The following is a 13312-nucleotide window of genomic DNA, read 5'->3' as shown; positions in this document are numbered from 1 at the left end:
CCATGAAGATCGTCGAAGTCCGCCATCCCCTGGTACAGCACAAGCTCGGCCTGATGCGCCGTGCCGACAACAGCACCAAGACCTTCCGCGAACTCGCCTCCGAGGTCGCCACCCTGCTCACCTACGAAGCCACCTCCGACCTGGAAACCGAGGCCACCACGGTCGAGGGCTGGGCCGGGCCGGTCTCCACCCGCCAGATCAAGGGCGCCAAGATCACCCTGGTGCCGATCCTGCGCGCCGGCCTGGGCATGCTGCCGGGGGTGCTGGAGCTGATCCCGGCGGCCAAGGTCGGCGTGGTCGGCCTGCAGCGCGACGAGCAGACCCTGCAGCCGGTCGGCTACTACGAGAAGCTGACCGGACGCATGGACGAGCGCACCGCGCTGATCCTGGACCCGATGCTTGCCACCGGCGGCACCCTGATCGCCACCGTCGACATGCTCAAGGCGGCCGGATGCCGGCGCATCAAGGGGTTGTTCCTGGTCGCGGCGCCAGAGGGACTGAAGGCGCTGGAGGCGCACCACCCCGACGTCGAGGTCTATACCGCCTCGGTCGACGAGCGCCTCAACGAGGTCGGCTACATCCTGCCCGGGCTGGGCGACGCCGGCGACAAGATCTTCGGCACCCGCGGCTGAGTGGTGCCTGGCGGCCCGCCACCGCGGCGGGCCTGGCCGCCTACCAGCCGCCCAGGTGACGCGCGGCCAGCACCAGTCCGGCCACCGCCGCGGCCAGCATCATCCCCCAGCTCAGGGCGGTGCCGGTGAAGCGGCCGAACGAATAGCCGGCGCTGCCGGACAGGCCGATCGCGTGCAGCACGCGTCCCAGCAACAGCGCGACGCCGAAGCCCCAAAGCCAGGCCGGGGCCAGTCCCGCCATCTCAACCAGGGCCATCAACAACAGCGCCATCGGCACCTGCTCGATGAAGTTGGCGTGCACCCGCACCCGGCGCTGCAGCGAGGGATCGCCGCCGCTGCCGATACCGATGTTGCTGCTGCGGCGGGCCATGCTCACCCGGGTCAGCAGCACGAGCTTGAGCAGCACCAGGATCGATGCGAACAGCAGGGTGATCGCGGGCATCGTCACGTTCATCAGGGGGTCTCCTTCCTTGGTCGGCGCCGCAACGCCAGAATCAGAATCAATACCAGTGGCAACGCCAGCCACCACCACGACAGATCGTCGGCCTCGGTCGTACCGGAGGCCGCCACCGCATCGCCGCGATGCGGACCGCCATCGCCGGCATCGCGCCCGCTGCCGGGGGCGGCGGACGGCCGCAGTCGCCAGGCGCCATCGCGGAACAGCACCCGTTCCTGCAGCGGCGGCAGCACCAGTTCGCGCCAGCGGATGCGCAGATCGCCGATCTGCGGCTGCAGGGGATTTTCGGCACTGCCCAGGCCATCGCCCTCCGGCTGGAAGGTCGCCGCCATGTTCAACGGCAGGCGCGAGAAGCCCGGACGGAACACCCGCCACTCGCCCAGCGCCTGCAGCACCTCGGGGTCGACCGGCCTGCCGTCGAGCCGGGCGTCCTCGGACCACCAGCGGCGGTTGTCGAGCAGGAACGGCGGATTGCGGTGAGCGTCGTCGAAATCCGACGAATCGATCCGCGCCGCGTTCCACACCCGCTGATACTCGTCGCCCTGGCGGCGCCACTGGTACATCTCGACCAGGCGGTCGAGACCGGCCGATTTCGTCGACACTCCGAAGTCGCGATCGACGATCGCCGAAGCGGTCTGGATGCCACCGACCGGTTCACCGACCGGCTCGACATCGACCTGCGCCGCGGGCGGCGGCTGCCAGGCGAATGCGGGCGCGACGTTGCCGGCCAGCGCCAGCACCAACAGCAAGCACGCGCAGGCCCTGCGCGGACGCGACCGCCACCCGCCGGCCGCGGTGCGCGGCGGTCGACTCATGCCGCCAATGCCCGTGCCTGCAGTTCTCCGACCTCGTGCGCGGTGCCATAGCGGCCCTTCTCGTCGCGCACCACCTGGGCCAGCGCGCAGCCGGGATCGTGGGTGAAGAACAGATGCACGTTGCGCTCGAGCTTGTCGGCGAGGAAGGCCTTCTTCTCGTCGATCAGCAGCTCGGCGTTGCGGTCGTAGCCCATCGTGATCGGCACGTGCACCCACGGCCGCCCCGGGATCAGGTCGGCGCAGAACACCACCCCGCCATGGGGCTGGCCGTCGACGCTTTCCGGACCGACGATCTCGGCCAGCATCAGGCCCGGCGTATGTCCGTCGCTGTAATGGAAACGGACACTGTCGCCGAGCGTGCGGCTGTACGCGCCATCGACCAGCTCCAGCCGGCCGGTCTTCTCCAGCAGCTCGGGCAGCTCGGGGATGAAGCTGGCGCGGTCGCGCGGGTGCGGCTGGCGCGCGCGCTCGAAGTGGTCGCGGCCGACCACGTAGGTCGCATTCGGAAACACCAGTCGCGGCGGCTCGCCGTCGTGCCAGGCGCGCAACACTCCACCGGCGTGATCGAAATGCAGGTGCGAGAGCACGACCACGTCGATGTCGTCCGGACCGAAGCCGGCGGCGGCCAGCGAATCCAGCAACACGTGCTGCGACTCGACCACGCCGTAGCGCTCGCGCATCTTCGGCTCGAAGAACGCGCCGATGCCCGCCTCGAACAGCACGGTCTTGCCGGCCAGCGGCGTCGCCAGCAGCGCGCGGCAGGCCAGGTCGATGCGGTTGTGCTCGTCGGGCGTCGCCCAGCGCTGCCACAGCGCGCGCGGCGCGTTGCCGAACATCGCGCCACCGTCGAGCTTCTGACTGTTTCCCAGGAGTGACCAGAGCTTCATGCGGGTAATGCCTGTGCGGATGACTCAGGGGGTGATCCAAGGGTAGCGCCGGCGCCGTGCATCGGGGACGTGACCGCCAGCATGCGCATGCCGGCGTTCATGTCGCCGCGACGAACGGCACGGTGGCGATCAAGGGGTCGGTCTGATTCCGACCTTGCCCACCGGGTTGCGCGGATCGGTGCCGCCTTCCAGGGTATCGCTGCGCCGATCCCACGACACCGTCTGCAGGTTGCCCCAGCTGTCGCTGGAGCGGCGCCCGCCGGCGACCTCTTCGCCGGGCACGTTGACGGTATGCCCCATCGCGCGCAGTTCGGCGACGACTTCCGGAGTCATCGCGTCCTTTTCGATCGAGATCGCATCCGGCATCCACTGGTGATGGAAGCGCGGCAGCGCCGCGACCTGCGGCGCGGACAGGCCGTCGGCGTAACCGAGGATGCCGAGCAGGACCATGGTGATGATGCGGCTGCCGCCCGGAGTGCCGAGCACGGCGACCCGGTCCGGCGAGCTCATGAAGGTCGGCGTCATCGAGCTGAGCATGCGTTTGCCCGGCTCCGGTGCGTTGGCGTCGAAGCCCATCACCCCGAACGCGTTCGGGGTGCCGGCCTTCAACGCGAAGTCGTCCATCTCGTTGTTGAGCAGGAACCCGGTACCGGGCGCGACCAGACCGGAGCCGAACAGCAGGTTCACCGTCTGGGTCGCGCCGACGCGGTTGCCTTCGGCGTCGATGATCGAGAAGTGGGTGGTCTCCTCGTCCTCCAGCGGCGTAGGCCGTCCGGAGAACGTGTCGCTGGGGGTCGCCCGGTCGGGATTGATCGAGGCGCGCAGACCGGCGGCGTAGGCCGGGTCGGTCAGCAGGCCGACCGGCACCTCGACGAAGTCCGGATCGCCCAGATAGAAGGTCCGGTCGCGATAGGCGCGGCGCATCGCCTCGACGGTGAGGTGCACGCGCTCGCCCTGCGGCAGCGCGGCCAGGTCCCACGGCGCCAGCACCTGCAGCATCTGCGCCAGGGCGACGCCGCCGGAGGACGGCGGCGGCGCGGTGACGATCTGCCAGCCGTCGTAGTCGAAGCGCAGCGGTTCGCGCTCGCGCACCCGGTAGCCGGCCAGTTCCTCGGCGGTCCACTGGCCGCCTTCGGCGCGCACGCCGTCGAGCAGCAGGCGCGCGGTCTCGCCGCGATAGAACCCGTCGAAGCCGCCGTCGGCGAGGCGCTCCAGGGTCCGCGCCAGATCGGGCTGGCGGAACAGCTCGCCCTCCTCGACGGTGTCGCCGTCGGCGAGGAACACCGCGCGGGTACCGGGGTAGCGCTCCATCACCCCGCGGCGCGCGGCGTAACCGCGTGCCATCCGCTCATACACCGGAAAGCCCTCGCGGGCGATCCGGATCGCCGGCGCCAGCGACTGCTTCAGCGGCAGCCGTCCATACGTCTGCGCCACGTGCACCAGTGCCGCCGGCAGACCGGGAATGCCGGCCGACCACGGACCGTTGACCGAGCGGTCGCGGTCGAGGTTGCCGTCGGCATCGAGGAAGGCTTCCGGAGTAGCCGCGGCCGGCGCGGTCTCGCGCGCGTCGACGAACACGTCCTTGCCGCTGCGCGCGTCGTGCAACAGGAAAAAACCGCCGCCGCCCAGACCCGAGCTGATCGGCTCGACCACCGACAGCGTCGCCGAGACCGCGACCGCGGCGTCGAAGGCGTTGCCGCCGGCGGCGATGATCTCCAGGCCGGCATCGGTGGCCAGCGAATGCGCGCTGGCGATCGCCGTGCCCGGCGGGTGGGTCGCCGCGACCGCGGCCTCGCGCGGGTTCGAGGCCTGCGGTTGCTCGGCGCAGGCCTGCAACGGCAGCAGTGCCGGCACCAGCAGGGCGATCAGGATCAAGGTTCGCGGCATCAAGCGCATCTATTCACTCCTGTGGAACACGAGCCGCCATCAGCGGCTCAGGACGCCTGCAGGCGCGCCAGCTTGGCCAACAGCTGGTCCTGCGTTTCGGGAAGATCGGGGTCGGGATCGATGCACTCGACCGGACAGACCACGACGCACTGGGGTTCGTCGAAATGCCCCACGCACTCGGTGCAGCGGGCCGGATCGATCACGTAGATGGTTTCGCCCTGCGAGATCGCCTGGTTCGGGCAGGCCGGCTCGCACACATCGCAATTGACGCAGAGCTCGTTGATCTTCAGGGACATGGGGGCACGCGGTCGTGCGACTCGCGCTCGTTGGCTGCGGTACGGTTCGCGATTCCGGCGGGGCGACTCCGGCGAGTCGCTCAACCGATGCGGACACCGCTCCGACTTTGCGGGGGATGGCGGCGGCATGCAAGGGCCGGCGCGGGCAATTCGCGGGACGCTGTGTATCGCCTGCGGGATGCGGGCAGCGCGTCGGGAGAAGCGCCCCGGCCGGCGGCATGCGCGGCCGGAACGATGCGGACGTGGCCGCCGACGCGGCCACGCCCTCCACGGCTTACTTGGCTTCGACGAACTGGAACGCGGCTTCCGACGGCTCGACCGCGGCCTTGACGCGGTCGCTGTCGGCCGGATTGCCGATGAACAGCACGCGCACGCCCTTCATCGAGCCCGGCTGGGCCTGCTCGAACGAGGCCACCGCCAGGTCGGCGCTCTTGGCCGAGTCCGGCGAACCGTAGGCCAGCAGGGTGCCTTCCACGCCACCGCGCATCACGTCGGTCTGGGCCTTTTCCAGCTGACGGGCGTACTCGCCCTCGTAGTCGGCCGAATCCGAGGCCGGCAGGGTGTACAGATACACGCTGGTGGCGTCGCCGACGTTGCGCTTGACCACGTCGGTCAGGTACTCGGCCCAGGCGTTGTCGTCGTTGGTGGTCGGCTTGGCGACCGGAGCGGCCTCGACCACTTCCGTCGCTTCTTCCTTCTGGCACGCGGCAAGGACCGGCAGGGTGAGACAGGCGGCGAGGATCAGGCGGGTGGACATCTTCATGGGTTTCCCCTCGGGTTGGATCGTACGGGTTGGAATTCTTGGACCGGGATCGCGTGGATCGCGATCGTGCGGGTCATGGAAACGGTGGATTATGACGCCGGACGCTCGCGCCGCCACTCCGCCTGCAGGGCCTCGGCCACGGCCGCGGGCACGAACCCCGACACGTCGCCGCCCAGGCGGGCGACCTCGCGCACCAGCGAGGAGGAAATGAATCCGTACTGCTCCGCCGGCGTCAGGAACAAGGTCTCCACCTCGGGAATCAGGTGGCGGTTCATGCTGGCGAGCTGGAATTCGTACTCGAAGTCGGACACCGCGCGCAGCCCGCGCAGCAGCACCCCGCCACCGACCTCGGCGACGAAATGCGCGAGCAGACAGTCGAAGCCGCGGACCTCGACGTTGGCATGCTGGGCGACCGCCTTGCGCGCCAGCTCGACCCGCTGCGCCAGCGGCAGCGCCGGTCCCTTGCCGGGACTCTCGGCGACCCCGATCACCATCCGCTCGAACAGCGGTGCGGCGCGGTTGACCAGGTCGACGTGCCCGTTGGTGATCGGGTCGAAGGTGCCGGGATAAACGGCGATGCGTTGGCGGGCCGCGGTCATACGTCAGTGCATTCCCAGTGAGGGGCCCGGCCGGGATACCGGCGATGGCCCGGATTCGCTGCCCAGTCTATCAGTCCGCCGATTCATTGGCCGGCGAAGAAACCGCGCCGCCGCCGCGCCGATACAGGGCGTAACGGACCTCGCGGGTACGCCCCTCGCGGTGCAGGGTCCAGCCAGGCGGTGGCGCCGGCGCCGCGGTCGCCGGCGCCTCGACGTACAACCAGCCATCGGGGACCAGTGCGGCGGACAGCCTCGGCAACACCGCCTCCCACAATCCGTCGGCGAATGGCGGGTCGACGAAGGCGATGTCGAAGGCCGCCTGCGGCGCCGCATCCAGCCAGTGGCGGGCATCGGCCTGGACCACCTCGACCGCGTCGCCGCCGGGCAGTCGCGCCGCCAACGCACGCAGGGCCTGCGCCAGTTCGCGATCGCGCTCGACCAGGACCGCGCCGGCGGCGCCGCGCGATACCGCCTCCAGCCCCAGCGCGCCGCTGCCGGCGAACAGGTCGAGTACGCGCGCGCCCGGCAGTGTCGGCATCAGCCAGTTGAACAGGGTCTCGCGGACCCGGTCCGAGGTCGGCCGCAGCCCGGCGACCGCGGGGACCTCCAGGCGGGTGCCGCGCCAGCGTCCGCCGATCAGGCGGACCCTGCCGGGGCCGCCCCCTGCCGGCGCCGCGGCGGGGCCTGGCCGGCGCCGGCCGTCTCGCCGTCCGCCACTCATGGGGATGTCCTCATCGGGCGGCCTTGATCGGATGGATCCCGTCTGGCGACCCGGATTCGCAGTGCTAGCATGTCGCCATTCTCGCGCATTACCCCCCATTTCCCGATATCCCCCCATACCCCTGATCGATGGTCAGTTTTTTCCGCCGCAAGAAGTCCGAAAAGCCCACCGACGCCGAATCCGAACGCCGCATCGCCGAACTGGCCGCCGCGTTTCCGGATGCGCCGCCGTCGCCCGCGTCCGAGCCTGGGCCCGAACCAGCGCCGCAGCCACCGGCAGCGGCCGCCGATGAAGCGCCGGCGCGGGAACCGGAGCGGGAGCCCGGGCAGGCCGCCAGCGGGGACGCCGACGACGCGCCCGAGCCGGTACCGGCCGAGATCATCGCCGCGGCGATGGACGCGGGCGACAGCAGCGAGGCCGACGACGCGTCCGGACCGACGGATCCGGAGCCGGCACCCACGCCGACCCAGCCCGAGGCCGAACCCGTAGCCGCTGACAAGCCGGCCAAGGCCAGCTGGCGCGAGCGCCTGCGCGGCAGTGCGTTCGCGCGCAGCCTCGGCGGCCTGTTCTCGCGCAACCCGCGCCTGGACGACGACCTGCTCGACGAGATCGAGACCGCGCTGATCACTGCCGACGTCGGCGTGACCGCGACCACCGAGCTGGTCGAGGACCTGCGCAAGCGGATGAAGGCTCGCGAGTTCGCCGACGCCGGCGCCCTGCTCACCGCGCTGCGCGGCGACCTGACCGAGCTGCTGCGACCGGTCGCGATGCCGCTGCGGATCGACCGCGACGCCAAGCCCTTCGTACTGCTGACCGTCGGCGTCAACGGCGTCGGCAAGACCACCACGATCGGCAAGCTGGCGCGCCGCTTCAAGGACGAGGGTCGCCCCTTGATGCTGGCCGCCGGCGACACCTTCCGCGCCGCCGCGGTCGCCCAGTTGCAGACCTGGGGCGAGCGCAACGGGGTGCCGGTGATCGCCCAGGGCCAGAATGCCGACGCCGCCTCGGTTGCGTTCGACGCGCTGCAGGCGGCCAAGGCGCGCGGCACCGAAGTGCTGATCGCCGACACCGCCGGCCGCCTGCACACCCAGCAGGGATTGATGGCCGAGCTGGGCAAGATCAAGCGGGTCCTGGCCAAGCTCGATGCGGCCGCGCCGCACGAGGTGCTGATGGTGATCGACGGCACCACCGGTCAGAACGCGCTGAGCCAGCTGCGCCAGTTCCATGCCGCGGTCGGGGTCACCGGCTTGGTGGTGACCAAGCTCGACGGCACCGCCAAGGGCGGCGTGCTGTTCGCGCTGGCGCGCGAATTCGGCATTCCGATCCGCTACGTCGGCATCGGCGAGCGCCCCGAGGACCTGCGCGTGTTCGACGCCGGCGCCTTCGTCGACGCACTGTTGCCGGAGTCGCTCGGCACCGCTTCCGGCGACTGACCCGCGACGATGGCGGCGAGCCGCAAGCGACGCGCGCTGCTGGCCGTACTCGCGCTGGCGGCGCTGCTTGCGTTGCTGCTGGCCTGGCTGAGCCGGCCGCAGCAACTGGCGGGCCTGATCCTCGACCGCGCCGGCGCCGCGCTGGGGCTGGAAATCAGCGCCTCCGGTCCCGCCGAGTACCGCCTGCGCGGCACCCCGCAACTGGTGCTGCGCAAGCTCAGCGTGCGCGAGCCCGGCACCGCCACCGCCCTGCTGGAAGCCGATCGCCTGCTGCTGGCGCTGCCGTGGTCGACGATCCGGGGCAAGGGCCAGAAGCTGACCGTGCAGCGGGTCGAGCTGGATGCGCCGCGGCTGGATCTGGCGGCACTGCAACGTTGGATGGCGGGCCGGCCGCCATCGTCGCAGACACCGCGGCTGCCGCTGCTGACCGACGGCATCGGCATCGTCGACGGCCATGTCGCCGGCGACGGTTGGGAAATCCGCGACATCGCGCTGTCGGCCGCCCGCTTCGATCCGCGGCGCCCACTGACCGCACAGCTGCGCGGGCGCTACGTCGATGCGCCACTGGAGGCCGGCTTCGACCTGCGGGTCGCCCTGGACGAAGCGCAGGCGCTGCTGGAACAACGCGCGACCGCGGTCGCCGCCGACGGCGGGGTCGAGATCCGCTCCGGCGCGACCGCGCTGCCGGCGACGCTGAGCCTGTCCGGGCCACTGCGCATGGACGAGGACGGCATCGCGGTCGAACCGCTGCGCCTGGGCGCATCGGCCCGCTACCGCAACGGCGACACCGACCTGCCGCTGCGGATCGGCGTCCACGGGCCGCTGCGCCATGCCGGACAGCGGCTGTCGCTGGACGCGGCGGGCCTGATCGTGCGCGGCGACGGCGATGACAGCCCGATCCCGCCGCTGCGCGCCCGCGGCCGGCTGACGCTCGATGGCGCACGCACACCGGCCCTGCTGCAGATCGCCGTGGGCGGCGAGATCGCCCGCTGGCCGCAGGCATGGCCGACGCTGCCGCCGCCGCTGGGCCAGTCCGACTCGCCGCTGCCGTTCTCGCTGGACTACGCGGGCGCGACCGACGGCGACGATCCGCTGCGGCTGCGACTGGCCCGCGACGCCACCCGCTTCGATGCGCGGCTGCGGCTGCCGGCGCTGCTGGACTGGTTCGACACCCTGGCCGACGGCAATCCATTGCCGCCGCTGCAGGGTCGGCTGAGCACGCCGCGGGTCGAGGTCAGCGGCGCGACCCTGCACGGGGTCGAGATCGAATTCGAGGAGGATGCCGAGCAGTGAGCCGTCGCCCCAGTACGACCGAGGACGCGCCAGGCGCCACCGGCGAGGACGGCTTCGCCTCCCGCCTGCTGGCCTGGTTCGACGACCACGGCCGCCACGACCTGCCGTGGCAGCATCCGCGCACGCCGTACCGGGTGTGGCTGTCGGAAATCATGCTGCAGCAGACCCAGGTGACGACGGTGATCGGCTACTTCCAGCGCTTCGTCGACGCCCTGCCCGACCTGCCGGCGCTGGCGGCGGCGCCGCAGGAACGGGTGCTGGCGCTGTGGTCGGGACTGGGCTACTACGCCCGCGCCCGCAACCTGCACGCCGCGGCGCGCGCCTGCGTCGAACAGCACGGCGGCGCACTGCCGCGCGACCTCGACGCCCTGGTCGCCCTGCCCGGCATCGGCCGCAGCACCGCCGCGGCGATCCTGTCGCAGGCCTGGGGCGACCGCCACGCCATCCTCGACGGCAACGTCAAGCGCGTGCTCGCCCGCTATCACGGCGTCGAGGGCTGGCCGGGCGCACCGAAGGTCGAGAAGCGGCTGTGGACCCACGCCGAGGCCCACGTCGCCAGCCCATCGCTGCCCGGCGGCCGCCTGCCCGACTACACCCAGGCGCAGATGGACCTGGGCGCGACCCTGTGCACCCGCGCCAACCCGACCTGCCTGCTGTGCCCGCTGCACGGCGACTGCGTCGCCCATCGCGAGGGCCGCAGCGGCGAGCTGCCGACCCCGCGCCCCGGCAAGACCCTGCCCCGGCGCGAGGCGCAGGTGCTGTGGCTGGAGGACGCCGATGGCCGGGTCCTGCTGCAACAGCGCCCGCCGACCGGCATCTGGGCCTCGCTGTGGACCCTGCCGCAGGCCGACGACGAGGCCCAGGCGCGGCAATGGCTGCAGCAGGCGACCACCGCCGCGCCGGAGGCCGGCGCCGCACTACCGGCGATCGCCCACGCCTTCAGCCACTACCGGTTGACCCTGCACCCGCGCCGCTGGCACGGCATCGCGCTGCGCGAGCGGGTCGGCGACAATGACGGCCTGCGCTGGGTCGCACGCGCCCAGCTCGGCGCGCTGGGCATCCCCGCGCCGATCCGCAAGCTGCTGGAGAGCGGACCGGCCAGTCCGCCCGCGCCCGACGCCAGCCCCGACACCGACTGACCGATACCGGAAGAGACCGCGCATGCCCCGAACCGTCTACTGCGAATACGAGAAGCGCGAGACCGAAGGCCTGGACTTCGTGCCCTGGCCCGGCGAGCTCGGCAAACGCGTGTTCGCCCACATCGGCAAGGCCGCGTGGGCCAAGTGGCTGGCCCACCAGACCATGCTGATCAACGAGAACCGGCTGTCGCCGATGGACTCCAAGCACCGCGCCTTCCTTGCCGAACAGATGGAGAAGTTCCTGTTCGAGGGCGGCGCCGAGCAGCCGGCCGGCTACGTGCCGACCGGCCAGGACTGAGGCCACGCGGCCCCGGGGGGAGGCTCAGCCGTCCTCGCGGGGCGCGGTCTTGGCCTCGCGCAGCTCGGCCTCCTCGGCCTTGATCGCGCGGGTGTCGAGCGGCCGGATCTCCTGGATGAAACAGGGAATCGGCGCCGCGCCCTGCCCCAGCGGCAACACCTTGTCGAAGCGCGAATAGACCGACCCGCCCTGGTTGGTGATGCTGATCGCCATCGCGAAATCCAGATCCGGACAGCGGCTGCCCAGCTCCAGCAGATAGGCCTCGTGCGGACGCGTCCAGACCGCCAGCGCGCTACCGCCCAGCGAGGTCCAGCCGTCCAGACGACCGAAGTAGCGGAAGCTCCTGACCGGCTCGCCGGCATTGGCGCGATAGATCGCCAGCCGTTCGTCGTCGCTGATCCGACCGGTCGCGCAGGCCGCCAGGCCTCCCGCCATGGCCGCGGCGAGCAGCAGGGCCCGTCCCAGCGCCGGCTTGCGGGGAAACATCTTGCTCATCTCGATCTCCATGGCTGCGAAGGGGGCCGCCGACGCCGCGCGCCTCTCGGACACGCATCGGCTCTGATGACTGGTACGCGGACCGGCTACCCACAGTCGCATGATCCGCGCCGCCGGTTAAGCTGCCGTCAGGCTGGCGCCGATGCGCGGACATCGCTACCGGGCCGGTCCGTGCCACCCCCAGGCGCCCGTCCCGGCTCATCCCGGCCGCGCGCGGCGGCGGCGCGACCGAGCACGCCGCCCATCGGCTGCCGGACGCCCGCGCAGCGACTGCCGCCCCCTCGCCCATGGCCCCGTTCAGTACGCCCGGATGTACCGGCAGCCACTGCCAGCGTGGCCGCGAACCGCGCCCCGCCACGATCGCGCGTCACAGGCTTGCCACATCCTTCGCGCATCCGTATGATGCCGCTCCTCGCATGGCACGCCGCATGGCAACGCCGCGACGTGGCCGGGTAGCTCAGTTGGTAGAGCAGGGGATTGAAAATCCCCGTGTCGGGGGTTCGATTCCCTCCCCGGCCACCATGATCAAACGAAAGCCCCGCAAAGGTTCCAGCCTTTGCGGGGTTTTTTGTTTCTTACACTCCATGGACCCTGAGGTCACGCTCTGCCTGCGATCACGCTCTGGCTACGACCTTATCCACTTAGAGCACCAGCTCCGCGCGCGCGACCGATCCAAGTGGAAGCAACGCCTGCTATGTTGTGCCACGTTCCAGCACACCTACTAAAGCATGAAGCTCTCAAAGCTGTATTCCTTAACCCGTTTCAAGGCCGAAGTGCTGCAAGAAGCAACTGAGCTTCTACTACAAGGCCTTGACAACGAGCGCACATACTATCTGAACATAACGGTGCCGGATGAAGGAACTTGGCATCACGAGGATGTGGAAGAGTTCTTCGCAGACTACCGCCGAATCGCAATCGAAAATGGCGTCTACACCGTTAGAGTCGGAAACTACGAAGTTCGCTTGCAACAAGCGGACAACGGTGTTCTCGTTGAAGTAGCCGCACCGAATCAGGATCGAATTCGAATTCATAAAACATTCGCTGTTTTCGAGCGCGAGCGCGAAGCGAGTAGGATTCCACCGCCGGCAACCTTGGAGAAGCCGATAGTGTTCCTCGGGCATGGAAGGAGCGGTCTTTGGAAGGATTTAAGAGACATGCTTCACTTCAAGCATCAATACGAAGTTGAGGCATACGAGGTCGGCTCCAGGTCAGGACATACGATCCGTGACATATTGACTTCAATGATAAAGAAGAGCTCATTCGCCTTTCTCGTGATGACAGGCGAGGACGAAACGGCAGACGGCAGATTGCACGCGCGACAGAACGTCGTTCATGAGGCTGGCTTATTTCAAGGCGCACTCGGTTTCGACCGCGCCATAGTCATGCTGGAGGATGGGACGGAGGCATTTACTAATATCGATGGCATCCAGCAGATTCGATTCCCCAAGGGCAACATACGCGATACCTTTGGCGATGCACTCGCTGTACTGAAACGCGAGTTCCCGACGAACAAGTGAGCCAGGGCCCTTCGGAAATGACGTCAGGCCCCAAAGTACATTTACGACGTCAACTGGACTGAGAACTGTGAAGGGCGCGA

Annotated in this window: 15 protein-coding genes and 1 tRNA gene; 7 read left to right on the top strand and 9 right to left on the bottom strand. The window is 69.9% G+C overall.

Features of this window, described 5'->3' with window-relative positions:
- The first annotated feature begins 2 nt into the window (after positions 1-2).
- Positions 3-632 carry a uracil phosphoribosyltransferase gene (upp, locus tag C9I47_RS05745; protein ID WP_111265902.1) on the top strand — a complete coding sequence of 210 codons (630 nt, stop codon included), beginning with the start codon at positions 3-5 and terminating at the stop codon, positions 630-632.
- A 40-nt stretch (positions 633-672) separates the two neighbouring features.
- Here upp and C9I47_RS05740 read toward each other — a convergent pair whose 3' ends face one another.
- The 8 genes from C9I47_RS05740 to rsmD all read right to left on the bottom strand — a co-directional run bounded on the left by C9I47_RS05740 (position 673) and on the right by rsmD (position 7057).
- Entirely contained in the window at positions 673-1086 is a 414-nt protein-coding gene (locus C9I47_RS05740) for an MAPEG family protein (protein WP_111265901.1), read from the bottom strand.
- Positions 1086-1904, bottom strand: coding sequence for a TMEM43 family protein (locus C9I47_RS05735; RefSeq protein WP_111265900.1), 819 nt, complete (start codon positions 1902-1904; stop codon positions 1086-1088). The genes C9I47_RS05740 and C9I47_RS05735 overlap by 1 nt, the downstream gene beginning before the upstream one ends.
- Positions 1901-2791, bottom strand: coding sequence for an MBL fold metallo-hydrolase (locus tag C9I47_RS05730; RefSeq protein WP_111265899.1), 891 nt, complete (start codon positions 2789-2791; stop codon positions 1901-1903). The genes C9I47_RS05735 and C9I47_RS05730 overlap by 4 nt, the downstream gene beginning before the upstream one ends.
- A gap of 129 nt (positions 2792-2920) precedes the next feature.
- On the bottom strand, positions 2921-4687 hold the full coding sequence (gene ggt / locus C9I47_RS05725; RefSeq protein ID WP_111265898.1) for a gamma-glutamyltransferase: 1767 nt from the start codon (positions 4685-4687) through the stop codon (positions 2921-2923).
- 38 nt (positions 4688-4725) lie between these two features.
- On the bottom strand, positions 4726-4974 hold the full coding sequence (locus C9I47_RS05720) for a YfhL family 4Fe-4S dicluster ferredoxin (protein WP_111265897.1): 249 nt from the start codon (positions 4972-4974) through the stop codon (positions 4726-4728).
- Between the two features lie 274 nt (positions 4975-5248).
- Positions 5249-5737, bottom strand: a complete 489-nt coding sequence (locus tag C9I47_RS05715; protein WP_111265896.1) for a hypothetical protein — start codon at positions 5735-5737, stop codon at positions 5249-5251.
- Between the two features lie 89 nt (positions 5738-5826).
- A complete protein-coding gene (gene coaD / locus C9I47_RS05710; protein WP_111265895.1) occupies positions 5827-6336 on the bottom strand; it encodes a pantetheine-phosphate adenylyltransferase in 510 nt (169 codons plus the stop codon).
- Positions 6337-6406: 70 nt separating this feature from the next.
- Positions 6407-7057 carry a 16S rRNA (guanine(966)-N(2))-methyltransferase RsmD gene (rsmD, locus tag C9I47_RS05705; RefSeq protein ID WP_111265894.1) on the bottom strand — a complete coding sequence of 217 codons (651 nt, stop codon included), beginning with the start codon at positions 7055-7057 and terminating at the stop codon, positions 6407-6409.
- Between the two features lie 128 nt (positions 7058-7185).
- Between rsmD and ftsY the strand changes: the two genes are divergently transcribed.
- Genes ftsY through C9I47_RS05690 form a run of 4 tightly spaced genes read left to right on the top strand, consistent with a single transcriptional unit; the run spans position 7186 to position 11220 of the window.
- On the top strand, positions 7186-8490 hold the full coding sequence (gene ftsY / locus C9I47_RS05700) for a signal recognition particle-docking protein FtsY (RefSeq protein ID WP_111265893.1): 1305 nt from the start codon (positions 7186-7188) through the stop codon (positions 8488-8490).
- Positions 8491-8499: 9 nt separating this feature from the next.
- Positions 8500-9783 carry an AsmA family protein gene (locus C9I47_RS17850; protein ID WP_223250294.1) on the top strand — a complete coding sequence of 428 codons (1284 nt, stop codon included), beginning with the start codon at positions 8500-8502 and terminating at the stop codon, positions 9781-9783.
- Complete coding sequence (gene mutY / locus C9I47_RS05695) at positions 9780-10922, top strand: A/G-specific adenine glycosylase (RefSeq protein WP_407067502.1); 1143 nt, start codon at positions 9780-9782, stop codon at positions 10920-10922. The genes C9I47_RS17850 and mutY overlap by 4 nt, the downstream gene beginning before the upstream one ends.
- 22 nt (positions 10923-10944) lie before the next feature.
- Positions 10945-11220: an oxidative damage protection protein gene (locus C9I47_RS05690; RefSeq protein WP_111265891.1), complete on the top strand. Its 276-nt coding sequence runs from the start codon at positions 10945-10947 to the stop codon at positions 11218-11220.
- Between the two features lie 24 nt (positions 11221-11244).
- Here the strand turns inward: C9I47_RS05690 and C9I47_RS05685 are convergent, their stop codons facing one another.
- Positions 11245-11715 (bottom strand): DUF6491 family protein, encoded by a 471-nt coding sequence (locus C9I47_RS05685; protein WP_223250293.1) that lies wholly within the window; start codon positions 11713-11715, stop codon positions 11245-11247.
- 446 nt (positions 11716-12161) lie between these two features.
- On the opposite strand from C9I47_RS05685, the gene C9I47_RS05680 reads away from it, so the two are divergent.
- Both C9I47_RS05680 and C9I47_RS05675 read left to right on the top strand, forming a co-directional pair.
- A tRNA-Phe gene (locus C9I47_RS05680) sits at positions 12162-12237 on the top strand.
- Positions 12238-12443: 206 nt separating this feature from the next.
- Positions 12444-13232, top strand: a complete 789-nt coding sequence (locus C9I47_RS05675) for a TIR domain-containing protein (protein ID WP_111265890.1) — start codon at positions 12444-12446, stop codon at positions 13230-13232.
- Positions 13233-13312: the final 80 nt, after the last annotated feature.

It is taken from the genome of Marilutibacter maris, assembly GCF_003233695.1.
Classification (GTDB): Bacteria; Pseudomonadota; Gammaproteobacteria; order Xanthomonadales; family Xanthomonadaceae; genus Marilutibacter; species Marilutibacter maris.
Note: the sequence above shows the minus strand (reverse complement) of the source record. Positions and strands in the feature narration are given on the sequence as shown.

What these genes read in the sequence shown, in the direction of transcription:
- upp (WP_111265902.1), top strand. Translation starts at nt 3, where the DNA reads ATGAAGATCGTCGAAGTCCGCCATCCCCTGGTACAGCACAAGCTCGGC.
- C9I47_RS05740 (WP_111265901.1), bottom strand. Translation starts at nt 1,086, where the DNA reads ATGAACGTGACGATGCCCGCGATCACCCTGCTGTTCGCATCGATCCTG.
- C9I47_RS05735 (WP_111265900.1), bottom strand. Translation starts at nt 1,904, where the DNA reads ATGAGTCGACCGCCGCGCACCGCGGCCGGCGGGTGGCGGTCGCGTCCG.
- C9I47_RS05730 (WP_111265899.1), bottom strand. Translation starts at nt 2,791, where the DNA reads ATGAAGCTCTGGTCACTCCTGGGAAACAGTCAGAAGCTCGACGGTGGC.
- ggt (WP_111265898.1), bottom strand. Translation starts at nt 4,687, where the DNA reads ATGCGCTTGATGCCGCGAACCTTGATCCTGATCGCCCTGCTGGTGCCG.
- C9I47_RS05720 (WP_111265897.1), bottom strand. Translation starts at nt 4,974, where the DNA reads ATGTCCCTGAAGATCAACGAGCTCTGCGTCAATTGCGATGTGTGCGAG.
- C9I47_RS05715 (WP_111265896.1), bottom strand. Translation starts at nt 5,737, where the DNA reads ATGAAGATGTCCACCCGCCTGATCCTCGCCGCCTGTCTCACCCTGCCG.
- coaD (WP_111265895.1), bottom strand. Translation starts at nt 6,336, where the DNA reads ATGACCGCGGCCCGCCAACGCATCGCCGTTTATCCCGGCACCTTCGAC.
- rsmD (WP_111265894.1), bottom strand. Translation starts at nt 7,057, where the DNA reads ATGAGTGGCGGACGGCGAGACGGCCGGCGCCGGCCAGGCCCCGCCGCG.
- ftsY (WP_111265893.1), top strand. Translation starts at nt 7,186, where the DNA reads ATGGTCAGTTTTTTCCGCCGCAAGAAGTCCGAAAAGCCCACCGACGCC.
- C9I47_RS17850 (WP_223250294.1), top strand. Translation starts at nt 8,500, where the DNA reads ATGGCGGCGAGCCGCAAGCGACGCGCGCTGCTGGCCGTACTCGCGCTG.
- C9I47_RS05690 (WP_111265891.1), top strand. Translation starts at nt 10,945, where the DNA reads ATGCCCCGAACCGTCTACTGCGAATACGAGAAGCGCGAGACCGAAGGC.
- C9I47_RS05685 (WP_223250293.1), bottom strand. Translation starts at nt 11,715, where the DNA reads ATGAGCAAGATGTTTCCCCGCAAGCCGGCGCTGGGACGGGCCCTGCTG.
- C9I47_RS05675 (WP_111265890.1), top strand. Translation starts at nt 12,444, where the DNA reads ATGAAGCTCTCAAAGCTGTATTCCTTAACCCGTTTCAAGGCCGAAGTG.